Here is a 22582-nt window from a genome sequence, read left to right on the forward strand (position 1 = left end):
ACGGTCCAGCGCCGTCAACAATGGTAAAAGCGCACAAACCGCATTTTGCCAATTTCTCGCGAAGGGCAATGCAGAATCAGGAGGGGTAGAATTTGTTTAAAGCACAGACGAAACGACTTGCAACGACCATCCTCGCCATGCTTATCGCTTTATCGTTCAGCACCGCCGCCAGCGCTTCCATCGGGGCGGACGAAGCTGCCACCGCGCAGGCGCCGGCGGTCGACCTCGCGCCGAACGCGCGGTCCGCGATTTTGATGGACGCCGACACCGGCACCGTCATCTTCGAGAAAAACAAGGCGGAGAAGCTGCCTCCGGCATCGATCACGAAAATTATGACGATGCTGCTCATCATGGAGGCGCTGGACGCCGGCAAAATCAAGTTCGACGACCCCGTGACGACGAGCGAATACGCGGCTTCGATGGGCGGCTCGCAAATTTTCCTCGAGGTCGGCGAGACGATGACGGTCCGCGAAATGCTGAAGGGCATCGCGATGGCGTCCGGCAACGACGCGTCCGTCGCGATGGCCGAGAAAATCGCCGGCAGCGAAGCAGCGTTCGTCCAAATGATGAACGAGCGCGCGAAAGAACTCGGCATGAACAACACGAATTTCGTGAACGTGAACGGATTGCCGGCGGACAACCACTATACGACGGCGGAAGATATCGCGATCATGTCGCGCGAGCTCATGAAGCACGAGGAAATTACGTCTTTTACGAGCGTCTACCAAGACTATCTGCGCAAAGATTCCGAGAAGCCGTTCTGGCTCGTCAACACGAATAAGCTCGTCCGCTTTTATTCCGGCGCGGACGGCCTGAAGACGGGGTATACGAGCGAAGCGAAGTTTTGTTTGTCCGCGACGGCGAAGCGGGACAACTTCCGCGTCATCGCGGTCGTGCTCGGCGAGCCGGACACGAAAACGCGCAACGCCGAAGTGACGGCGCTGTTCGATTACGCGTTCGCTCAATTCCAGAACCACATTCTGATTAAGGACGGCGACCCGATCGGCACGATCCGCGTCGAGAAGGGACAGCAGCCGTACATCGAGCTGAAAGCCGACCACCAATACAGCGTGCTGCTCCGCAAAGGCGAGTCGACGAACGACATCCGCTACGAGTTAACCTACGACGAAAACTTGAAGGCGCCGATCGCCATCGGCCAACGAATCGGCAAAATCGTCGTCTATAAGGGCGACGGGGTGCTACGAGAGTACGATATCGAGTCGCCGGTCGACATCCAAACCGCCAGCTGGTGGACCATCCTGAAGCGAACCGCATCGAAGCTGTTTTTGATCGAGTGACCGAGTTCCGACCCTAACGTCCCCGCCGACATTCCGGCGGGGGCGAGGCGTCGTTCCGACGCTCATATCAACCTAGCAAATTCCCGAGGTTCCTGCGAAATAGAGTGGAAAATGTCGCATTGCTTCTAGTTTTGTCGGCAGGCAGGAAAGGAAGAACCTTCCGTAGAATTGGAACGGACAAGACCAGGAAGGAGAGGGAACAGCATGAGCTTCGGCATTCATATGGAGCAGCATCGTCAAGCGCTCATCGTCCGGATGACCGGCGAATTGGACCATCATTCGGCGGACTCGGCTCGCACGCAAATGGAAGACGCCATTATTCGGGGGAACGTCACGCATCTCGTGTTAAGCTTGAAAGATTTATCCTTCATGGACAGCTCCGGCATCGGCGTCATCTTGGGCCGGTACAAGCTGATCACGAGCCGGGGCGGCCGCATGGTCGTCTGCGACGTATCGCCGGCGGTTCGCCGCCTGTTCGATATGTCCGGCTTGTTCAAGATCGTATCGATCGAACAAAACGAGCGAGAGGCGCTCTCGAGTCTGGGGGTCGTATCATGAGCGAAACGAATTTCATGACGCTGCAGTTCGCCAGCCGGTCCGTGAACGAATCGTTCGCGCGCGTCGCGGTCGCGGCGTTCGCGAGCCAATTGGACCCGACGCTCGACGAGCTGACGGATATCAAGACCGTCATCTCGGAGGCGGTGACGAACGCGATCATTCACGGGTACAACGAGGACCCGAGCGGCGTCGTCACGATCCGCGGCCGGATCGAAGGCGACATGCTGTATTTGACCGTCGAAGACGAGGGCGGCGGCATCGAAGATTTGGAGCTGGCGCGCACGCCGCTCTACACTTCGAAGCCGGAGCTGGAGCGCTCGGGCATGGGCTTTACGATTATGGAAAACTTCATGGATCGCGTCGAGGTGTTCTCCGAGCCCGGCAAAGGCACGAAGGTAGAGATGGCGAAGCGGATCGAGTCGAAAAAAGTGATGTATAACTAGGAGTTGGGCAGATGGATGTCGATGTAAAGAACGCCTCGCACAGCTACCTTGACGACGCCGAAGTCAAGCGCCTGATCGCGCTCAGCCAAGCCGGCGAAACGACCGCGCGCGACACGCTCGTCAATTGCAACATCCGCTTGGTCTGGTCGGTCGTGCAGCGGTTTCTCAACCGCGGGTACGAACCGGAGGACCTGTTCCAAATCGGCTGCATCGGGCTGCTGAAGTCGATCGATAAATTCGACTTGTCCTACGACGTGAAGTTTTCCACGTACGCCGTGCCGATGATTATCGGGGAAATCCAACGATTCCTCCGGGACGACGGAACGGTGAAGGTGAGCCGATCGCTCAAGGAAATGGCGAACAAGGTGCGCAAGACGAAGGACGAGTTGTCCAAGCGCCTCGGCCGGCTGCCGACGATCGGCGAAGTCGCGGAGGAGCTCGGCGTCACGCCGGAAGAAATCGTGTTCGCGCAGGAGGCCAACAAGCCGCCGTCTTCGATCCACGAGACGGTGTTCGAGAACGACGGCGATCCGATTACGCTGATGGACCAAATCGCGGACGACTCGCAGGAGCGATGGTTTGACAAGCTGGCGTTGGGCGAAGCGATCAACGCGCTGTCCGAACGGGAGCGCTTGATCGTTTACCTAAGGTACTACAAGGACCAGACGCAATCCGAGGTCGCCTCCAGGCTGGGCATTTCCCAGGTGCAGGTGTCGAGGCTCGAGAAAAAGATATTGCAAAGCATCAAAGACCAGATCGCCCAATAGGGCGGTCTGGTTTTTTGGCTTGTTCGCGAAGGTGCGCCGCCGCAAGTCAGCCGGCCGTCCCGCCGATCCGCCGCACCATCGCTTCGCGGCGCACGAAGCCGTACTGCTCGTACAGGCCGTGCGCGTCCCGCGTGCCGAGCCCCATATGCGTATCCTTCAGCGTCGGATGCTCGACCGCGGCGGCGACCAACCGTTTGCCGACGCCCCGGCCGCGATGCGCCTCGTCGACGATGACGTCGCAAATCCAAGAGAACGTCGCCCCGTCCGTAATCGCGCGCAGAAATCCGACCTGCTTCCCGCCGGCGAACGCCGAGAGGCAGACCGAGCCTGCGATGCTCCTTAGAATCGTCGCCCGGCTCCGTTCGGCCGCCCAATACGAGCCCGCCAGCCATCCGCACAGCGCGTCGACGTCGATGCGCTCCGCTTCGTCCGTAATCGTGAGGTCGTCCCAAGTCCATTCCATGTCGGTTTGCCTCCTTGATCCTTCTCGAAATCTAGTTCCTTGGGTATGATTGGTATAATACCTTGAAAGCGAGATCCTCAGGAAGCGCGAGTTCGTTCGATTGTACGGGTACAAATTGCGCGGAAGGCGGCGATTCGATGAAAGAGGACAGCAAATACGCGGCGTTGGTGCGCTATGCGCTGGAGCGGATGGACGAAGGCGCTTGGAAGCCGGGGACGAAGCTTCCGTCCGTCCGGGAGATGGCGGCGCAGCGCGGCTGCAGCGTCAATTCGGTGCTTCGCGCCTACGAATACTTGCGCGACGAAGGCTATTTGTACGCGAAACCGAAGGCGGGTTTTTACGTCGCGACATCGGGCGGCGATGCCGCGGAGCGGCGGGACGCGGACGTCGTCGACTGGATGTCGGCCTCGCCCGATGCGTCGGCGATGCCGTACCGGGAGTTTCAAGCGGCGATGAACAAGGCGATCTTCCTGCATAAGGGGGCGCTGTTCGATTACGGCGACCCGCAGGGGCTGCCGTCGCTTCGTCGCGCGATCTCGCGGCAGCTGAAGGAGCTCGGCTGGTTCGCGGACGAATCGCGCGTGTTCGTCACGTCGGGCGCGCAGCAGGCGCTGCAGCTGCTCGCCGCGATGCCGTTCCCGAACGGCAAGACGCAGGTGCTCGTCGAGCAGCCGGCGTATCACGGCATGCTGCGCGCGCTGCGTCTTATGAACGTGCCGGCGATCGGCATCGAGCGGACGCGGGACGGCGTCGATTTGGACGAGCTCGAGCGGCATTTCCGCAGCAACCAGATCAAGTTCTTCTATACGACGAGCCGCTACCACAATCCGACCGGCTGGTGCTATTCGAAATCGCAGCGAGAATCCATCGCGCGGCTCGCGCGCAAGCATGACGTGTACATTCTGGAAGACGACTATTTGGCCGATCTGGCCGCCCCGGGCGCGAAGCAGGCGCCGATCGTCGCGAGCGACGGAAGCGAGCGGGTCATCTACGTGAAAAGCTTCTCCAAAACGATGCTGCCGGACCTTAGGCTCGGCGCGGCCGTGCTGCCGACGGCGCTCGCGGGAACGTTCCGCGCGTACAAGTCGGCTTCCGACCTCAGCTCCTCGACGCTGTCGCAGAACGCGCTGGAGCTGTTCATCGAGAACGGCATATACGCGCGGCACGCGGAAGCGATGCGGGGGCTGTACCGCGCCCGAATGGACGCGCTCGTTCGGCTGTGCCGCGAGGCGCTGCCCGACGCGTTCGCGATCGACGCGCCGGCGGGCGGCATTTTCGCCGCGCTGCGCCTTCCCGCGTCGCTGCCCGAGACGGAGCTCGTCCGCGCGCTGCGGGAGGCGGGCGTGCTCGCGCTGCACGGGGAGCCGTTCTACCTCCCCGACTTCCCGCGTCCGCAGCTGCTGCGCCTGTCCGTCATCCGCGCGGACGAAGCCGCGCTGCGAACCGGCGTCGAGCGGCTCGCCGCGGCGGCCCTGCGGCTGCTCCGCACGACGCCGAGAGAGCGCGCCGCGCTGCGGAACGAGCTGTGGCTGTAGACCGACGCGCATGACGAGCGGTCCCCTCACCCATACTATGGACACATGGTAGGAGGGGACTGCGATGAAGCCTGTTGTCTATTTGCGCCTTCGCAAGCGTTCGCGCGTGCCGCGGGGCGGCGTCGTCCGATTGCGGGACGTGGCGCAGCTGCTCACGGAGCCGGAGCTCGAGGCGAAGCTGCTTCCGCTCGTCGTGCATCGGCCGGACCGTTCGGAAGGCAATTTGGTGCTGATCGACATTTTGCGCGTGATCGAAACGATTCGCCGGGAGGCGCCGGAGGCGTCGGTCGAGGCGTTCGGCGACCCGCATACGCTCGTCGAAGTGTACGCGGGCCGCAAACCCGCGAGCCGGATCGGTTTCGTGATCGTTTGGCTGCTGTTGTTTTTCGGCTCCGGGCTTGCGATTATGAATTTTCATGAAGACGTGTCGATGCCGGCGGTCCATCAACGGATCGTCTTTTTGCTGACCGGCCGCACGGTGGAACATCCGTACGCGCTGCAGATCCCGTACTCGTTCGGCATCGGGCTTGGCATGGTCATCTTTTTCAACCACGTGTTCAAGAAAAAAATCAACGAGGAACCGAGTCCGTTGGACGTGGAGATGTTCAAGTACGAAGAGAGCGTTCATCAATACGTCGTGACGGAGGAATACAAACGGCTGGACGAAACTAAGCGGGAGAGGGGACGCCGATGACGGAAGCGCTCGCGTACGCGGCGGAGGCGTTCCTCGGTCTCGCCAGCGGACTCGCCGTCGGCAGCGGTCTCGTGGCGTTCCTCGTCGTGCTCGACGTCATCCCCCGCCTCGCGCAAATTACGGGCTCCACCTCGCGAGGCGCGGATCTCGAGCTCGCGGTCGTCGCCGGGGCGGTGTTTTGGACGTGCGCCGACCTGTTCGGCTTCTCGCTCGGCCTCCCCGAATGGGTGCTGCTCGCTGTCGGCTTGCTGACGGGCGGATTCATCGGCACGGTGGCCGCGGCGCTCACGGAGGTGCTTAACGTATTCCCGATTTTGGCGAGGCGGCTTCGGATGGAGCTGCAGCTGCGCTGGCTGCTCGCCGCCATGGTGCTCGGCAAGGTGCTCGGTTCGCTGTTTGAATGGCTGGCGTTCAGGACACATTAAAGGCAATGCAAGGCACCAGAGGACTTCTAAGGAGTGAGCGAGGATGAGCGCGACGGATCAGCGCGAACCGAACGGGACGAAGGATGTCGTATTCGTACCGGAAGGGAACATCGATGCGGTATTCGAGCCGGACGTGCCGTTCGGCGGGGCGGAGCCCGACTTGAAGGAACGCATTCGGGAAGGCATCCCGGCGAAGAAGGAGCCTCCGGAAAACGACTTATACGTGTATACCGAGGCGGAGAAGGCGTTCCTGTATACGGACGACATCCCGACGAATCTGGACGACGTCCTGCGAGTTATGGAAGAGCGAGCCGGATTCAACGCGAGCTTCGACGCGATCACGCGGGAGATGACGTTCGGCGGCAAGCGCACGATTTTGTTTTATTTAAACGGCTTCGTCAAAGACGAAGTGCTGACGATGATCATGAACCGCCTATCGCTGCTGTCGCCGAAGGAGCTGACCGCGGGAGCGGCCAAGAAGCTGTTCGAAAACTACCTCGTGCACGTGCAGGTCGACGAGCTGAAGACGATGACCGAAGTGATCGGCAAGACGCTCGCGGGCGGCAGCGCGCTGTTCATCGAAGGCGAAGCCAAGGCGCTCGTCATGGACGTGAAAAGCTTGCCGCAGCGCGGTACGGAGGAGCCGTCCGTCGAGAAGGTCGTACGCGGCTCGCGCGACGGCTTCATCGAGACGCTGTTGACGAACGTCACGCTGCTGCGCCGGCGGCTGAAGGACCCGCGGTTGAAGCTGGAGGCCGTCAAGGTAGGCAGGCGGACGAAAACGGACGTTTGCATCGCGTACATTCAGGATATCGCGGACATTAGTCTCGTGCAATCCGTTAAGAAAAAGATCGAGGCGCTCGATATCGACGGGCTCGCCATGGCGGATAAGGAGCTGGAAGAGGCGATCATCGGCAAAGGCTGGAATCCGTTCCCGACGGTGCGGTATACGGAACGGCCGGACGTGGCGGCGTACCATTTGCTCGAAGGCCATGTCTGCTTGTTCGTCGATACGAGCCCGAGCGTCATCATTTTGCCGGCGACGTTTTTCCATCATGTGCAGCATGCAGAGGAATATCGGCAGACGCCGTTCGTCGGAACGTATTTGCGCTGGGTGCGCTTTTTCGGCGTGTTCGCGTCGATTTTTTTGCTGCCGCTCTGGTTTTTGTTCGTGCTCAAGCCCGAGCTTCGTCCGATGGCGTTCGCCTTCGTCGGTCCGCAGGAGCCCGGCCGGCTGCCGATCATTGCGCAGTTTTTGCTCGTCGAGGTCGGCGTCGACATGATGCGGCTCGCCGCCATCCATACGCCGACGCCGCTCGCCTCCGCGATGGGCCTTATCGCCGCGATTCTCATCGGCGATATCGCGATTAAGGCGGGGCTGTTCATCAACGAGGTCATTCTGTATATGGCCGTCGCCGCGATCGGCATGTTCGCGACGCCGAGCTACGAGCTGGGGCTTGCGAACCGGCTCGTGCGGATCGGGCTGATCATCGCCGTCGCGATGTTCGGCATCCCCGGCTTCGCCGTCGGCACGATGCTGGTGATGCTCATGCTTATTACGCAGCGTTCTCTCCGCACGCCGTACATGTGGCCGTTCATTCCGTTCAACGCGCGGGCGCTGATGGACATCATTTTCCGCCGGCCGTTCCTTACCCATAGGTACCGGATGACGCTGACGAAGCCGCAGGACCGGACCCGGATGGCGCCGGGTGGACGCAAGTGATTTTTTATGGAAGCGGGCGTCCGGTTCTGTTTTTCCCCGCGGTTTTGTGATAATGTCAGTCAGAGAGGATTGACAAGCCAAAGGGGATACGAACATGCATTTATACGGAACGAGTCGCATTAATCGCCACGGCCGATTGGAAATCGGAGGGGTCGACACGGCGGACCTGGCCGAAAGGTTCGGGACGCCTTTATATGTGGTGGACGAGGCGCTCGTCCGCCAGCGGTGCCGGGAATTCATGGACGCGTTCCGCGCCTCCGGCGTGCCGTTCGAGGTGTCGTACGCGAGCAAGGCGTTCTGCGTGAAAGCGATCGTCCGCGTCGTCGAGGAAGAAGGGCTGGCGCTGGACGTCGTGTCGGACGGCGAGCTGTACACGGCGCTCGAGGCGGGCTTTCCGGCGCGCCGCATTCATTTCCACGGCAACAACAAGACGCCGGAAGAGATCGCGATGGGGTTAGAGGCGGGCATCGGCTGCTTCGTCGTCGACAATTTCACGGAAATCGCGCTGCTGAACGCGATGGCCGGCGAGCGGGGCATCCGCGCGAAGGCGCTGCTCCGCATTACGCCGGGCGTAGAGGCCCACACGCACGAATTTATCTCGACCGGACAGGAAGATTCGAAGTTCGGCTTCAACCTCGCCGGCGGCGCGGCGTTCGAAGCGGTCAAAGCGGCCGCCGAAGCGCCGCATCTCGAGCTGCTTGGCGTTCATTCGCATATCGGCTCGCAAATTTTCGAAGTCGAAGGCTTCCGCCTCGCCGCCGAGAAGGTGGCGGATTTCGCCGCGGACGTGAAGAAGCGGCTCGGCGTAACGTTCCCGGTCGTCAATTTGGGCGGCGGGTTCGGCATCCGCTACGTCGAAGGCGACCTGCCGCTCGCGGTCGGCGAGTACGTCAAGGCGATTACCGACGCCGTCAAGGAGCGGTTCGGGGCGCACGGCCTCGAAATGCCGAGCATTTGGATCGAGCCGGGCCGGAGCATCGTCGGCGACGCGGGCACGACGCTGTACACGGTCGGGTCGGTGAAGGACATTCCGGGCGTGCGCAAGTACGTCGCCGTCAACGGCGGCATGACGGACAACCCGCGCCCGGCGCTGTACGGCGCCGTGTACGAAGCCGTCATCGCGAACCGCGCGAACGACGCGCCGGAGGAGAAGGTGTCGATCGCCGGCAAATGCTGCGAAAGCGGCGACATGCTCATCTGGGACGTGGAGCTGCCGAAAGTGCAGACGGGCGACACGCTCGCGGTGTTCTGCACGGGCGCGTACAACTACTCGATGGCGAGCAACTACAACCGGCTGCGCCGCCCTGCGGTCGTGTTCGTGAAAGACGGCGAAGCCGATCTCGTCGTCCGCCGCGAAACGTACGAAGACCTCGTCTCGAACGACGTCATTCCGGAGCGTCTCCGAAAGCAGCCGGCGGTGAACGGACGATAACGGCGCGTTTGCGCCGGATTTGTCGCGGGACGGGGAATCGGGTACAATACGGTAGATATCGACTCAGGAGTGTGAGGAACGCATGACTAAGCAAGCAGTGATCAAACTGGCGGACGGCAACGAGGTCAAAATCGAGCTGTTCGAGAAAGACGCGCCGAACACGGTAGCGAATTTCGAAAAACTGGCGAACGAGGGCTTCTACGACGGCCTGACGTTCCACCGCGTCATTCCGGGCTTCGTCGCGCAGGGCGGCTGCCCGAAGGGCAACGGCACGGGCGGCCCGGGCTATACGATCAAGTGCGAAATCAACCCGAACAAGCATGAGCGCGGCGCGCTGTCGATGGCGCACGCCGGTCCGAACACGGGCGGCAGCCAGTTCTTCATCGTGTACAAGCCGCAGCCGCATTTGGACGGCGTGCACACGGTGTTCGGCAAAGTGATCGAAGGCATGGAGCATGTCGATGCGTTCCAAGGCCGCGACCGGATGGAATCCGTCCGCGTCACGGAAGTATAAGGTTCGATGGACCGAAGCCGGGTCTCTCCTCGCGGGAGATGCCGGCTTTTCGTCGCCTCGGGACCTGCCTAAGGTTGCAAAATGCGGTCCAAGGTGATATTATCGGCACAATAATACAATATTTTACGATCCTTCGGGGCCGGGTGAAATTCCCGACCGGCGGTGATGCGCCTTGGCAAGATCGCAAGACGCTCAGTCCGTGACCCGACGCGCACGGAAGCAGTACGCGCGGCGGTGGACTCGGTGAAAATCCGAGACCGACAGTTACAGTCTGGATGGGAGAAGGAGACGCAATGGCTTGAACGGCGGTTTATGTGCAATTTTTCACATGAATCAAACCGTTATTTTGCGTTGACCTAAAAACCGGACGCCCCGAAATCGGAGGCGTCTTTTTTGTTGCGGACGCCCGGTTCGACGGGAGGGATAAACCGAATGAACGACGTGGATTACATGCGAATGGCTTTGACGATCGGACGGACCGCGCTCGGGCAGACGGGAACGAATCCGTCCGTCGGCTGCGTCGTGGTGAAGGACGGGCGCGTGCTCGGCATGGGTGCGCATCTTCGCCAAGGCGAAGCGCACGCGGAGGTGCACGCCTTGAACATGGCCGGCGCCGAAGCGGAAGGGAGCACGGTGTACGTCACGCTCGAGCCGTGCAGCCACCACGGCCGGACGCCGCCCTGCGCGGACAGGCTCGTGCGAGAGAGGGTGAAGCGAGTCGTCGTGGCGACGACCGACCCGAATCCGCTCGTCGCCGGACGGGGCGTGGCGCGGCTGCGCGAGCACGGCATCGACGTGACGGTCGGCGTGCTCGAGGAAGAGGCGGCCGCGCTGCACGAGCACTTCTTCCATTGGATTCGCGCCGGACGCCCGTTCGTCGCCCTGAAGACGGCGATGACGCTCGACGGCCGCGTGGCCGCGCCGACCGGCGACAGCCGGTGGATTACGAACGCCGCCTCGCGCGCGTTCGTGCACGAGCTGCGGGAGCGGTATCAAGCGATTCTCGTCGGCGTCGGCACGGTGCTCGCGGACGACCCGCAGCTGACGGCGCGGGGCGACGCAGCCCCGAAGCGGGACCCGGTGCGCGTCATCGTCGACTCGCGGCTGCGCACGCCGCCGGACGCCGCCGCGCTGCGGCCTCGCGAAGACGGAGCGCCGCCGGCGATCGTGCTGACGACGACCGGCGCCGACGCGTCGGCCCGCGCCGCGCTTACAGCGCGCGGCGCGCTCGTCGTCGACTGCGGCCCGGGGCCGCGCGTCGACTTGGAAGCAGGTCTTAGGGAGCTGGGTCGGCTCGGGATCGCTTCCGTGCTCGTCGAAGGCGGCGGCACGGTGAACGGAGCGATGCTCTCGGCGAGGCTCGCCGACAAGGTGTACGCCTTCGTCGCGCCGAAAATCATCGGCGCCGGCGGCCCGTCCGGCTTCGAGTTTCCGGGGCCGCCGCGCATGGCGGAGGCGATCGCGCTGACGCGGCTGAACGTTCGCACGTTCGACGGGGACGCGCTGTTCGAAGGATACCCGGCATACCCCGAACGGCCCGGCGAAGCCGCAGGCTCCGGCGCCGAAGCGGCTCGATCCGGCGGGGATGCCGCAGAAACGAGGTGACGCACGACCGACATGTTTACTGGACTAATCGAAGAAATCGGCACGCTGCAGCAGGTGACTAGACAAGGCGAAGCGCTCGTCCTGACGATCCGCGCGAAGCGCATTCTCGAAGGCGTGAGGCTCGGCGACAGCATTTCCGTGAACGGCGTCTGCTTGACGGCAATCCGGTACGACGCGAACACGGTGTCGATGGACGTCATGCCGGAGACGTTCCGGCGCACGACGCTCAACCGGCTCGCGCCCGGCGACCGAGTCAACCTCGAGCGGGCGATGCAGGCGACGGACCGGTTCGGCGGCCACATCGTGCAGGGGCACGTGGACGGCACCGGCGCGATCCGCGGCCGTGAGTCGCTCGACAACGCCGTCTATTTCACGATCGAGCCGCACGACCCCGCCCTGTTTCGCTACATTTTGCCGAAGGGCTCCATCGCGATCGACGGTATCTCGCTGACGGTGGTGGACGCGGCGGAGCGGACGTTCCGCGTATCCATCATCCCGCATACGCTCGCCGAAACGGTGCTGCAGTACAAACACCCGGGCGACGAAGTGAACCTGGAAACGGACATCGTAGGCAAGTACGTGGAACATTTGCTGTCGTGGACGGCAAAGGGGGGCGCCGCGGCGCGGCCGGCCGCGAAATCGGCGCTCAGCGAGTCGTTCCTGAGGGATCACGGATTCGCATAAAGAAAACGATAAGAATCGGAGAAGCGGAGGAGGAGAATCCCTATGGCGAACGAGAAAATCAAGTTCGATACGATCGAGGAAGCGATTTACGACCTGATGATGGGGAAATCGATCATCGTGGTCGATGACGAGAACCGCGAGAACGAAGGCGATTTTATCGCCTTGGCCGAGAAGGCGACGCCGGACGTCATCAACTTCATGATCAAGGAAGGACGCGGGCTCGTCTGCGTTCCGATCACGGAGGAGCGCGCGACGGAGCTCGATTTGCCGCCGATGGTGCAGCGCAACACCGACTACCACGGCACGGCGTTCACGGTGTCGATCGACCATGTCGGCACGTCGACGGGCATTTCGGCGGCGGAGCGGGCAGCGACCGTCAAAGCGATGATCGATCCGCGGGCGAAGCCGTCCGATTTCCGCCGGCCCGGCCACATCTTCCCGCTCATCGCGAAGAAAGGCGGCGTGCTGCGGCGCGCGGGGCATACGGAGGCGGCCGTGGATCTCGCCCGCATGTGCGGCAGCTATCCGGCGGCGGTCATTTGCGAAGTGATCAAGGAAGACGGCGAAATGGCGCGCGTGCCCGATCTGCGCGAAATCGCCGACAAGTTCGGCCTGAAGCTGATCACGATCGAAAACTTGATCCGGTACCGCAACGAGAAAGAGAAGCTCGTGCGCCGCGAGGTCGAAGCGAACCTGCCGACGGACTTCGGCACGTTCCGCGCCGTCGCGTATACGAACGAGATCGACGGGAAGGAGCATGTCGCGTTCGTCAAAGGCGACATCGACCCGGAGAAGCCGGTGCTCGTCCGCGTCCACTCGGAATGCCTCACCGGCGACGTGTTCCATTCGCATCGGTGCGACTGCGGTCCGCAGCTCGCCGCCGCGATGGAAGCGATCGAGAAGAACGGCTCCGGCGTGCTGCTGTATATGCGCCAGGAAGGCCGCGGCATCGGCCTCATCAATAAATTGAAGGCGTACGTGCTGCAGGAGCAGGGATTGGACACCGTCGACGCGAATATTAAGTTAGGCTTCGCCCCGGATCTGCGGGATTACGGCATCGGCGCGCAAATTTTGAAAGATTTGGGCGTGCGGACGATCCGGCTGCTCACGAACAACCCGAGGAAAATCGCCGGTCTGGAAGGATACGGCTTATCGATCGCGGAGCGGGTGCCGCTCCAAATGACGGCGAACAAAGACAACAGCCGCTACCTGCATACAAAGAAAGAGAAGCTCGGCCACCTGCTGCAGTTCGAGGAGCAGGGCGAGCCGGCCGCGGAACCGACAAAATTGTAAAGGAGATCTCACATATATGGTACACTTGTACGAAGGCAATCTCATTTCCCAAGGCAAAACGTACGGCATCGTCGTCGGCCGTTTCAATGAATTCATTTCCTCGAAGCTGCTCAGCGGCGCGCTTGACGCGCTCAAGCGGCACGGCGCCGCCGAGGACGAGATCAGCGTCGCGTGGGTGCCTGGCGCGTTCGAAATTCCGCTCGTCGCCCAGAAGATGGCCGAAAGCGGCCGTTTCGACGCGGTGATCACGCTGGGCGCCGTCATCCGCGGTTCGACCCCGCACTTCGACTTCGTGTGCAACGAAGCGGCCAAAGGCGTCGCGGCGATTGCGCTGAAAACCGGCGTGCCGACGATTTTCGGCGTGCTGACGACCGATTCGATCGAGCAAGCGGTCGAGCGCGCGGGCACGAAAGCGGGCAACAAAGGCTGGGAAGCGGCCGTCACCGCCATCGAGATGGCGAACCTCGTGTCCCAGTTCCAAAAGTAATTACCTTACTGCAAACGGACTGAAGCCTGAATGAGCGTAACCTACAAGCTGCCAGCCTTCGAAGGACCGCTGGACCTGCTCCTCCACTTGATCGACAAGGCGGAAGTGGACATCACGAATATCCCGATCAGCGACATAACGGACCAATATTTGGGGTACGTGTCGATGATGGAGGAGCTCGAGCTGGAAGTGGCGAGCGAGTTTCTCGTCATGGCCGCGACGCTGCTGTCGATCAAAAGCAAAATGCTGCTGCCGAAGCCGCCCGCGATCGACCTCGACCTCGAGTACGAGGAGTACCCGGAGGACTCGCTCGAGGAGCTCGTGCACAAATTGATCGAGTACCGCAAGTACAAATCGATCGCGGAGCATCTGCGGGAAAAGGAGCTGGAGCAGAGCCTCGTCTATACGCGCGAGCCGCACGATCTGTCGCCGTATGCCGTAGAGATCAAGCGGAATCCGGTCGAGGGGCTCGACACGTTCGATTTGCTGCTCGCCTTCCAGAAGGCGCTCAAACGCGCGGCGAACCGGAACGTCGTGGCGAAAATTCGCCGCGACGAAGTGTCGGTCAAAGACCGCATCCGCGACATGATCCTCCTGCTGCGGAACGAGGGCGGACGCCTCTTGTTTTCCCAATTGTTCGACGAGACGGCGACGCGCGACGACCTCGTGGTGTCCTTCTTGGCGCTGCTTGAGCTCATGAAGATGAATAAGGTATCGTGCTACCAGCACGACCGATTCGGCGACATCGTCATCCAGGCGAAGGAAGGAGCGGATACCGATGACGAAGAGCTGGAACGATTGGAAATCGATCATTGAGGGTCTGCTGTTCGCGGCCGGCGACGAAGGGCTGGACGTCCGCGAGATCGCCGACGTGCTCGAAATCGATTGGCGCGTCGTCGAAGAGCTGATCGAGGATATGCGCGAGGCGTATGTCAGAGAAAATCGCGGCTTTCGGATCGCGAAAATCGCCGGCTCGTACCAGCTGACGACGAACCCGGACCATGCGCCGTACTTCGCGAAGCTGGCGCAGGCGCCGACGCGCGGCTCGCTGTCGCAGGCGGCGCTCGAGACGCTCGCCATCGTCGCGTACCGCCAGCCGATCACTCGAGTCGAGATCGACGAGATCCGCGGCGTCAAATCGGATCGCGCGCTGCATACGCTGATGGCCAAAGAGCTCATCCACGAGGCGGGCCGCGCCGAGGCGGTAGGCCGTCCGATTTTATACGAAACAACCAAGCAATTTTTGCAATATTTCGGCCTCTCCGGTCTGAAAGATTTGCCCGACGCCGAACGGTTCGCGGGCGAGATCGATCTGGAGGCGGAAACGCGCATGCTGTTCGAAAAGCTGGAAGAAAAGCAAATGACGATCGACGATTTACCGGAATCATCCAATTCCATCGATGACGCATGAAACGGCGGCCTCCGACCCGATACTAAGATGCAACGTATTGGGAACGGAGGTTTTTTTATGTGGTGGTGGATCGCATTGGCCGTCCTCGCCGTTCTGTCGTTCGCGGTGCTGCTATCCAACGTATGGATCGGGGCGGCCTATGTGCGCGAAGGGGAGAACGACGAAATCGATCTTTCCGTCCGCGCTTTGTTCGGGCTCGTCCGGCTGCGATACAAGGTGCCGACCGTGGAGCTGAAGCCGTGGCTTCGCGGCCTTCGACTGAAGGTGGACGAGGAGGAAAGCAGCACTTCGCTGCCCGTGCTCGATTTTACCCGCGAGGAAATCCACAATTTTATTTTGCGGGTGCGCGAGCTGATTCAACATATGAAAAACGTGCGGGCGTTCCTCGCGGGCACGCTGCAGCATATTCATGTCACCGAGATCGTCTGGTCGACGCGGTTCGGGGTCGGCGACGCCGCCGAAACCGGCATGACCGGCGGCGTCGTGTGGGGGCTCAAGAGCGCGGTCATCGGGTATTTGTCGCGCTGGGTGACGCTCGAACGCCGGCCCGAGATCCAAGTGGTCCCGGCGTTCAACAAAACCGAATTTCGCACGGACTTCCGTCTCGAAAGCCGCGTGCGGGTCGCGAAGCTGTTCGTCATCGGCGCCATGCTGTTTTACCGCGTGCTGAAGCGGCCGGGCGGCTGGAAGGTGTGGCTGCGGGAGCTGTTCCTGCGCGCTCCGGACGAGCGACCTGCCTAAGCCCGCATATTTTGGAGGGGCGGCGGGGATAGTACCGGAAGGGACAAACCCTTACCGAGGAGGAATAGCACATGAGCGAACACCCGATTCAAGGCTTAATGCGGACGGCGATGGAAAACCTGAAGCAGATGGTCGATGTCAATACGATCGTCGGCGATCCGGTGACGACGCCGGACGGTACGTTGATTTTGCCGATCAGCAAGGTCGGGTTCGGCTTTGCGGCAGGCGGCAGCGAGTTTACGGTCGAGCACGAGGACGACCGCGCGGATGTGACGGATCGCGGCGTGACGCCGTTCGAATCGAGAGCGACGTCGCAGGTCGGCTTTCCGTTCGGCGGGGGCAGCGGCGGAGGCGTGTCGATTACGCCGATCGCGTTCCTCGTCGTCGGCACGCACGGCGTCAAAGTGGTGCCGCTCGATAATTCGTCGCGCCTCGTGGAGCGCATTTTCGACTCCGCCCCGGGCCTTGTCGAGAAAATCACGAGTATGTTCGGCGGAGACAAGTCGAGCCCGAACGTGACGATGAACGAGTTCAACGACGTCACCATCGGAGCGCCGATGGAGCCGATCCCGAAAAGCACGATTTCTTAACAGATTGTCGTCTGTCGTCATCTGGCCTACCCGCCGCGGAGCTCCGCTCCGTCGGCGGTTTTTTGCTTGTAAATGTTTCCATTTGTCTCCTGGCGGTTTCTCTGCCTCCTCTAACCTCTTATACTGGAATAAGAGGCTTGACCTACTGGAGGGAGAGAACATCATGCGGCAATTTCAGATGCGGCATGCGATGCTGGCCATGATCGCGTTTCTGCTTACGTTCGGCGTCGCAAATTCCGCGGAAGCGGCTTCGTTCAAGGACGTTTCGGGGCATTGGGCGGCGGATACGATCCAATGGGGCGTCGAGACCGGTGCCGTGAATGGATTTCCGGACGGGAGCTTTCGGCCGAACGGCGCCGTGACCGAGGCGCAGTTCGTCGCCATGCTGTTCCGGGCGTTCCCGGACAAAGCTCCGAAGGAGAGCGGGCCGTATTGGTACAGCGCTTATTATCGGTTAGCGGCCGAGTGGAACTGGCCTGTCGACGCCGCCAAGGCGAACGCGCCGATGAAGCGCGGGGCGGTGGCGCAAACGGTGGCGGCCGCGTTCGGCAGCCAGCTGAGCGTCGAGGACGCCGTGGCGTTCCTGCTCGACAACGGGCTCGCGCAGGGGCGCCGGGCGGCGAACGGACGCGTCGACTTCGGAGAGAACGGTACGCTGACGCGCGCAGAGGCGGTACAGTTCGTGCGCAATGCGGCGTTATTCGCTCGAGATATCGGACCGGCGGACAAACCGCCGGCGAAGCCGAGCGACGCGGCGGCGATTCGCGTATCCGGCGTCGCGATCGGCGATACCGAAGCCGAGCTGCTGCAGGCGCTCGGCGCGCCGGCGCGCAAAGACGCGAGCGAATACGGCTTCACGTGGTACGTCTACAACAAGGACTACACATCCTTCGCGATGGTCGGCGTGAAGAACGGCGCCGTCGTCGCCTTGTACGGGAACGGCGCGAGCTTGCATCTGCGCGGCCTTCCGGACGGCGCCGTCGCGGCCGACGCCCGGAAGGCGTTCGGCAAGCCGCTCGCGCACATTTTGAAGGGAAATACCCAATTCTTGATCAGCTCCGACGGCGAATACGACGTGTTCGATACCGGCGGCGCGTTCCTTACTGTCTTCTACGACATTGTCGACGGCGGCGTCGTCGTCGGAGCGCTCGCGGTCGAGAAGAAGACGGAGTTGTCGCTCGCCGGCTTCTACGGTAACCCTTCCGCCGCGTTGAGGGACGCCTTCGAACGGCAGTCGCTCGACCTCGCGAACAGCGCTCGGGCGGCGCGCGGATTGTCTATCCTTACGTGGCACGAGGGGGCGGCGGCCGTCGCTAGAGGCCACAGCGAGGATATGGCGGAGAACGCCTTCTTCTCGCACACGAACCTGCGCGGCGAATCGCTCGGCGGTCGGCTCCAGGACGGGGATGTCGACTACCGGTCGGCAGGCGAGAATATCGCCTATGGCCAAACGAGCGCGATTTTCGCCCATGAAGGCTGGATGAATTCGCCGGGTCACCGCAAAAACATGCTCGGAGCTTTCGAACGCCTCGGCGTCGGCGTCGCCTTCGCGAAGGAGAAAGTGCCGTATTACACGCAAAACTTCGTTACGCCATAATCCTTGTAACTTTCGACAGGCCTCTTGCGGCCGGCGCCCCCGCCGGTTTTCGCAGGAGGCTTGTTTGCCGTTCGAATATCCGAGATGGATAAGCATATACATGTAGTAACTGTCGGACGGACAAACAGACCTACTGTCGGGAGGTACCGATGAAACCTGCATCTTTTCGTTTCGCTTCACTACTTGCTTCCGTCACCGCCGCGACGGTTTGGCTTGCGTCCGCGGCGCTGCCGGCGCCCGCGAAAGCGGAGCCGCCGCGCATTTCGACCCATGCGGCCGCCTCTTCGGTCATCGACGTCAAGTCGAACCGGATTGTGTTTCAAGAGAACGGCGACGAGCGGATGCGCATCGCTTCGCTGACGAAGGTCATGACGGCGATCGTCGCGATCGAGAACGCCGACTTGACGGACATCGTGAAGGTGAGCTCGCGCGCGTACGGGAAAGAAGGCTCGTCCATTTATTTGCACCTCGGCGAAGAAATGACGCTCCACAATATGCTGTACGGACTTATGCTGCGCTCCGGCAACGACGCGGCGACGGCGATCGCCGAGCATGTCGGCGGCTCTGTCGAAGGGTTCGTCTATTTGATGAACGAGAAGGCGCGCATGCTCGGCATGAAAAACTCGAGCTTCAAAAACCCGCACGGTCTCGACGAGGAAGGGCACTACTCCTCGGCGAACGACATGGCGGTGCTGACCGCTTACGCCTTGAAGAACAAAGTGTTCCAGGAAATCGTCAAAACAAAGGTCAAACGGGCGCCGAACCCGAACGAAGATTGGGACTACAAATGGGTCAACAAAAACAAAATGCTGAACATGTACGAAGGCGCCGACGGAGTCAAAACCGGTTACACGAAGCTGGCGCACCGCACCTTGATCTCTTCGGCGACGCGGAACGGCCAGCAGTTCGCGGTCGTGACGCTTAACGACGGCGACGATTGGAACGATCATAAACGTCTCCTGGATTACGCCTTCCAACATTACCCGTCGACGACGATCGTGCGCGCCGGCGAACGGGTCGAAGCGCCGAACCTCGTCGTGGCGCGGTCGTTCGAATACCCGCTCGCCCAAGGGGAAATCGGAGATTTGCGCAAAAAAATCGTGCTCGAAGACGAACTGTCGACGGATTACCGGCTCGGCGAGCGCGGACGGCTGGAGCTGTATCTGAAGGGCAAGCTGATCGGCTCGCTTCCGCTGTTCGAAGACGGCAGCGAACGCTATAAAGTGCAGGAACAGGCGACGTTCCTCTATACGAAATACGAGGAGCGGGAACAGAGCTACGGCGACGTGTTTCGGACGCTGCTCAAGGAGCTGCTGACGGGCGGCGCGAAAGAGGGTCCGTAATATGGTCAATTACATTTGGTTGTTCTTTATCGCCGGCGGCTTCGTCGTCGCGGCGATCAACGGCAACGTCGAGGAAGTGACCGCGGCGGCGTTCGACGGAGCGAAGACGGGCGTGACCGTCTGCTTCGGGCTGATCAGCGTGCTCGTCTTCTGGCTCGGAATGATGCGCATCGCCGAGGATGCGGGGCTGCTGCAGAAGCTGGCGAAGCTGCTCAGCCCGTTCGTGCGCTTCTTGTTTCCGTCGCTGCCGCGGGATCATCCGGCGTTCGGATACATCTTGTCGAACATGAGCGCGAACGTGCTCGGGCTCGGCAACGCGGCGACGCCTGCGGGCATTAAAGCGATGCAGGAGCTGCAGAAGCTGAATCCCGACAAAACGAAGGCGAGCGCGGCGATGTGCACGCTGCTCGCGATCAACACGGCCAGCATCACCTTGATTCCGACGACGATGATCGCGATCAAAATGAATTTCGGCTCGGAGCATCCGACCGATATCGTCGGCACGACGCTCGCCGCGACGGCGGTGTCGCTGCTGGCCGCGATTATGCTCGACAAATGGTACCAGCGGCGGGAGGCGCCGCCAGCCGAGGCGAAGCCGCCCGCTCCGCCGGCCGACAACTAGAAGGAAAGGGGAACGAACGCGATGTCTTCGCTGATTACCGCCATATCCGCTTGGGCCGTGCCCGTGATGATCGTGTTCATTCCCTTGTATGCCGCTTACCGCAAAGTGCCGGTGTACGAGTCGTTCACGGAAGGGGCCAAAGAAGGCTTCGACACGGCGATCCGCATCATCCCGCATTTGGTCGGCATGATGGCCGCCATCTCCGTGTTTCGCGCCTCGGGCGCGATGGACATGCTCGTGGGCTTGTTCCTCCCGCTGTTCGCTTGGCTCGGCGTGCCGGCGGACGTGCTTCCGCTCGCCTTGCTGCGACCGATCACGGGCGCGGGATCGCTCGCGTATACGACAGACCTCATGAAAACGCACGGCCCCGACTCGTTCGTCGCCCAGATCGCCGCGACCGTGCAGGGCAGCACCGATACAACGCTGTATGTGCTTACCGTCTATTTCGGAGCCGTCGGCATCCGGAACGCCGGCTACGCGCTTCGCGTCGGGCTGTTTTCCGACCTCGTCGGCTTTTTCGCCGCCGTCGCCGTCTGCTACCTCGCGTTCAGGTAATTCCTTCCTCGCAAGAACCCCCGCCGCCGGCCCCGCATAGTCTGTTACCATGGATCGGAACGGAAGGAGTTTCCGCGCATGGCAACAGGCATCGTCGTTCACCATTCCGCCTGTCCGTCGATCAACGGCAAAGGCTATGATTTTTACGTTACCCGCACGGGCTTCGTCATTCCCGGCGCCGAGCCGACGGAGCCGGGCGGGCGCATTCATGTCTGTCTCGAAGGCGATTTCAGCCGATACGACGGCACGGACCCCGATACGGAGGAACAGCTGTTCGTGGCGGCGAAGCTGATCTCCCGGCTCGCGGACGCGCTCGGATTTTCGACGGCCGCGATGTATCGTCACGAGGCGCATTGCCCCGGCGAACGGTTCCCTTGGGCAAAACTTGTGATTTCCATATCGGATGGGTATCATTAGCTTGAGGTGAAGCCCATCATGGAACGATTACAGAAAGTGCTCGCCGCCGCGGGCCTGGCTTCGCGGCGCAAGAGCGAAGATATTATTCGGGAAGGTCGAGTCACGGTCAACGGCAAACCGGTGACGGAACTCGGCGCGAAGGTCGACCCGACGGCCGATGAAATCGCGGTGGACGGAAAACCGATCGCGAAGCAGAAAAAAATATATTTGGCGTTTTATAAGCCCAAAGGCGTCATTTCGAGCGCGAAAGATCCCGAGGGACGGCAGACGGTCATGGATTATATGCATGGCATCAAAGAGCGCGTGTACCCGGTCGGCCGGCTCGATTACGACACCGAAGGGCTCATTTTGCTTACGAACGACGGCGAGTTCGCGAATTTGCTTATGCATCCGAGCTTTCACGTGCCGAAGACGTACCTGGCGACGACGAAAGGGGTGCCTCACGGTACGCTGCTGGACAAGCTGCGCAGCGGCATCCAGCTCGAGGACGGCATGACGGCGCCTGCGGAAGTCGAGTACGCCGACGTCGATCCGGACGGCAAAGAGGCGGTCGTGCAAATTACGATCACCGAGGGGCGGAACCGCCAGGTGCGCCGCATGTTCGATGCGATCAAGTTCCCGGTCGTTCGGCTCAAGCGCATCCGCTTCGGCTCCGTTCTGCTCGGCGGCCTGCAGCGAGGCAAATATCGGCATTTGACGAAAGCGGAGGTGGACGAGCTTCGGGCGCTGGCGGAACAACACGCGACACATAAAGTTCATAAAGGACAGTAAGCGTCCGCCCGAGGTTATCGTTATAATAAGTGTAGGGTGAAAAATCATGGGCAAACATAAAAAATGGATTCAGCTTTCCATCTTCGCCTTCGTCCTGTTGATCGCCGCGTATACGGTGGCGGGCAGCGTGTTCGGGGACGAGGAGCGGCCGCCGGAGGTCGGCGACCCCGTCGCGCCGTTCCAGCTCGCCTCGCTCGACGGAGAGAAGCTCGGCCCCGCGAGCTACGCGGGCCGTCCGACGGTTATCAATTTTTGGGGCACGTTCTGCCCGCCGTGCGTGGAAGAAACGCCGGCGTTGCAGCGCATGTACGAGAAATACGAGGAACAAGGCGTCGTCATCATCGGCGTCAACCTCGGCGAGAAACCGGTCGTTCGCGTGGAACAATTCGCGAAGCAATTCGGCGTCACGTATCCGATTTTGCTCGACCCGGATCTTGCGGTGCGAGACCGCTACGGCGTACGCTCGTATCCGACGACGTTCTTCGTCGACGCTTCGGGCGTCGTTCGCGAAGTGAAGGTCGGCGGCATGACGGAAGGGTATATCGAGGCCGCGATTCAGCGGCTGTTGCAACAATCATAATAACGCGGCCCGCCGTTTCGGCGGGCTGAAAGTG

General features: G+C 61.6%; 26 protein-coding genes and 1 riboswitch. Of the genes, 25 read left to right on the forward strand and 1 reads right to left on the reverse strand.

Annotated elements, in window-relative coordinates; genetic code table 11:
- The first annotated feature begins 137 nt into the window (after positions 1–137).
- The 4 genes from VE009_RS09720 to sigF all read left to right on the forward strand — a co-directional run bounded on the left by VE009_RS09720 (position 138) and on the right by sigF (position 3066).
- Positions 138–1298, forward strand: coding sequence for a D-alanyl-D-alanine carboxypeptidase family protein (locus tag VE009_RS09720; RefSeq protein WP_325007416.1), 1161 nt, complete (start codon positions 138–140; stop codon positions 1296–1298).
- Between the two features lie 204 nt (positions 1299–1502).
- A complete protein-coding gene (spoIIAA, locus tag VE009_RS09725; RefSeq protein WP_325007197.1) occupies positions 1503–1856 on the forward strand; it encodes an anti-sigma F factor antagonist in 354 nt (117 codons plus the stop codon).
- A complete protein-coding gene (gene spoIIAB / locus VE009_RS09730) occupies positions 1853–2299 on the forward strand; it encodes an anti-sigma F factor (RefSeq protein WP_325007198.1) in 447 nt (148 codons plus the stop codon). Before spoIIAA ends, spoIIAB begins: the two co-directional genes overlap by 4 nt.
- A gap of 11 nt (positions 2300–2310) precedes the next feature.
- Complete coding sequence (gene sigF, locus VE009_RS09735) at positions 2311–3066, forward strand: RNA polymerase sporulation sigma factor SigF (RefSeq protein ID WP_325007199.1); 756 nt, start codon at positions 2311–2313, stop codon at positions 3064–3066.
- Positions 3067–3112: 46 nt separating this feature from the next.
- On the opposite strand, the gene VE009_RS09740 is transcribed toward sigF, so the two are convergent.
- Complete coding sequence (locus tag VE009_RS09740) at positions 3113–3529, reverse strand: GNAT family N-acetyltransferase (RefSeq protein ID WP_325007200.1); 417 nt, start codon at positions 3527–3529, stop codon at positions 3113–3115.
- Positions 3530–3666: 137 nt separating this feature from the next.
- Here VE009_RS09740 and VE009_RS09745 point away from each other — a divergent pair, with 137 nt between their 5' ends.
- The 21 genes from VE009_RS09745 to VE009_RS09845 all read left to right on the forward strand — a co-directional run bounded on the left by VE009_RS09745 (position 3667) and on the right by VE009_RS09845 (position 22548).
- Positions 3667–5064 (forward strand): PLP-dependent aminotransferase family protein, encoded by a 1398-nt coding sequence (locus VE009_RS09745; protein WP_325007201.1) that lies wholly within the window; start codon positions 3667–3669, stop codon positions 5062–5064.
- Between the two features lie 64 nt (positions 5065–5128).
- On the forward strand, positions 5129–5758 hold the full coding sequence (locus VE009_RS09750; protein ID WP_325007202.1) for a stage V sporulation protein AA: 630 nt from the start codon (positions 5129–5131) through the stop codon (positions 5756–5758).
- Positions 5755–6183, forward strand: a complete 429-nt coding sequence (locus tag VE009_RS09755) for a stage V sporulation protein AB (RefSeq protein ID WP_325007203.1) — start codon at positions 5755–5757, stop codon at positions 6181–6183. Before VE009_RS09750 ends, VE009_RS09755 begins: the two co-directional genes overlap by 4 nt.
- A gap of 43 nt (positions 6184–6226) precedes the next feature.
- Complete coding sequence (locus tag VE009_RS09760; protein WP_325007204.1) at positions 6227–7906, forward strand: spore germination protein; 1680 nt, start codon at positions 6227–6229, stop codon at positions 7904–7906.
- 94 nt (positions 7907–8000) lie between these two features.
- The gene (lysA, locus tag VE009_RS09765) at positions 8001–9338 is read left to right on the forward strand and encodes a diaminopimelate decarboxylase (RefSeq protein WP_325007205.1); all 1338 of its coding nucleotides are present in this window, start codon (positions 8001–8003) and stop codon (positions 9336–9338) included.
- Between the two features lie 82 nt (positions 9339–9420).
- On the forward strand, positions 9421–9852 hold the full coding sequence (locus VE009_RS09770) for a peptidylprolyl isomerase (protein ID WP_325007206.1): 432 nt from the start codon (positions 9421–9423) through the stop codon (positions 9850–9852).
- A 125-nt stretch (positions 9853–9977) separates the two neighbouring features.
- Positions 9978–10143, forward strand: a riboswitch (FMN riboswitch).
- Positions 10144–10284: 141 nt separating this feature from the next.
- Positions 10285–11457 carry a bifunctional diaminohydroxyphosphoribosylaminopyrimidine deaminase/5-amino-6-(5-phosphoribosylamino)uracil reductase RibD gene (gene ribD, locus VE009_RS09775; protein ID WP_325007207.1) on the forward strand — a complete coding sequence of 391 codons (1173 nt, stop codon included), beginning with the start codon at positions 10285–10287 and terminating at the stop codon, positions 11455–11457.
- A 12-nt stretch (positions 11458–11469) separates the two neighbouring features.
- Entirely contained in the window at positions 11470–12141 is a 672-nt protein-coding gene (ribE, locus tag VE009_RS09780) for a riboflavin synthase (protein WP_325007208.1), read from the forward strand.
- Positions 12142–12183: 42 nt separating this feature from the next.
- Complete coding sequence (locus VE009_RS09785) at positions 12184–13434, forward strand: bifunctional 3,4-dihydroxy-2-butanone-4-phosphate synthase/GTP cyclohydrolase II (RefSeq protein WP_325007209.1); 1251 nt, start codon at positions 12184–12186, stop codon at positions 13432–13434.
- Positions 13435–13450: 16 nt separating this feature from the next.
- Positions 13451–13921 carry a 6,7-dimethyl-8-ribityllumazine synthase gene (ribE, locus tag VE009_RS09790; protein WP_325007210.1) on the forward strand — a complete coding sequence of 157 codons (471 nt, stop codon included), beginning with the start codon at positions 13451–13453 and terminating at the stop codon, positions 13919–13921.
- A gap of 30 nt (positions 13922–13951) precedes the next feature.
- Positions 13952–14737, forward strand: coding sequence for a segregation/condensation protein A (locus VE009_RS09795; protein ID WP_325007211.1), 786 nt, complete (start codon positions 13952–13954; stop codon positions 14735–14737).
- Positions 14700–15332 carry an SMC-Scp complex subunit ScpB gene (gene scpB / locus VE009_RS09800; RefSeq protein ID WP_325007212.1) on the forward strand — a complete coding sequence of 211 codons (633 nt, stop codon included), beginning with the start codon at positions 14700–14702 and terminating at the stop codon, positions 15330–15332. Before VE009_RS09795 ends, scpB begins: the two co-directional genes overlap by 38 nt.
- Positions 15333–15389: 57 nt before the next feature.
- On the forward strand, positions 15390–16073 hold the full coding sequence (locus tag VE009_RS09805; protein ID WP_325007213.1) for a DUF2953 domain-containing protein: 684 nt from the start codon (positions 15390–15392) through the stop codon (positions 16071–16073).
- Between the two features lie 71 nt (positions 16074–16144).
- Complete coding sequence (gene ytfJ, locus VE009_RS09810; protein ID WP_325007214.1) at positions 16145–16663, forward strand: GerW family sporulation protein; 519 nt, start codon at positions 16145–16147, stop codon at positions 16661–16663.
- A gap of 163 nt (positions 16664–16826) precedes the next feature.
- Positions 16827–18260 carry a CAP-associated domain-containing protein gene (locus VE009_RS09815; protein ID WP_325007215.1) on the forward strand — a complete coding sequence of 478 codons (1434 nt, stop codon included), beginning with the start codon at positions 16827–16829 and terminating at the stop codon, positions 18258–18260.
- A 149-nt stretch (positions 18261–18409) separates the two neighbouring features.
- Positions 18410–19603 (forward strand): D-alanyl-D-alanine carboxypeptidase family protein, encoded by a 1194-nt coding sequence (locus tag VE009_RS09820; RefSeq protein ID WP_325007216.1) that lies wholly within the window; start codon positions 18410–18412, stop codon positions 19601–19603.
- A gap of 1 nt (position 19604) precedes the next feature.
- On the forward strand, positions 19605–20225 hold the full coding sequence (locus tag VE009_RS09825) for a nucleoside recognition domain-containing protein (RefSeq protein ID WP_325007217.1): 621 nt from the start codon (positions 19605–19607) through the stop codon (positions 20223–20225).
- Positions 20226–20246: 21 nt separating this feature from the next.
- A complete protein-coding gene (locus VE009_RS09830; protein WP_325007218.1) occupies positions 20247–20780 on the forward strand; it encodes a spore maturation protein in 534 nt (177 codons plus the stop codon).
- A 78-nt stretch (positions 20781–20858) separates the two neighbouring features.
- Entirely contained in the window at positions 20859–21197 is a 339-nt protein-coding gene (locus tag VE009_RS09835; protein ID WP_325007219.1) for a hypothetical protein, read from the forward strand.
- Positions 21198–21215: 18 nt separating this feature from the next.
- The gene (locus VE009_RS09840; RefSeq protein WP_325007220.1) at positions 21216–21968 is read left to right on the forward strand and encodes a pseudouridine synthase; all 753 of its coding nucleotides are present in this window, start codon (positions 21216–21218) and stop codon (positions 21966–21968) included.
- Positions 21969–22014: 46 nt separating this feature from the next.
- Entirely contained in the window at positions 22015–22548 is a 534-nt protein-coding gene (locus VE009_RS09845) for a redoxin domain-containing protein (RefSeq protein WP_325007221.1), read from the forward strand.
- Positions 22549–22582: the final 34 nt, after the last annotated feature.

The sequence above is a fragment of the Paenibacillus sp. genome, assembly GCF_035645195.1.
Classification (GTDB): Bacteria; Bacillota; Bacilli; order Paenibacillales; family YIM-B00363; genus Paenibacillus_AE.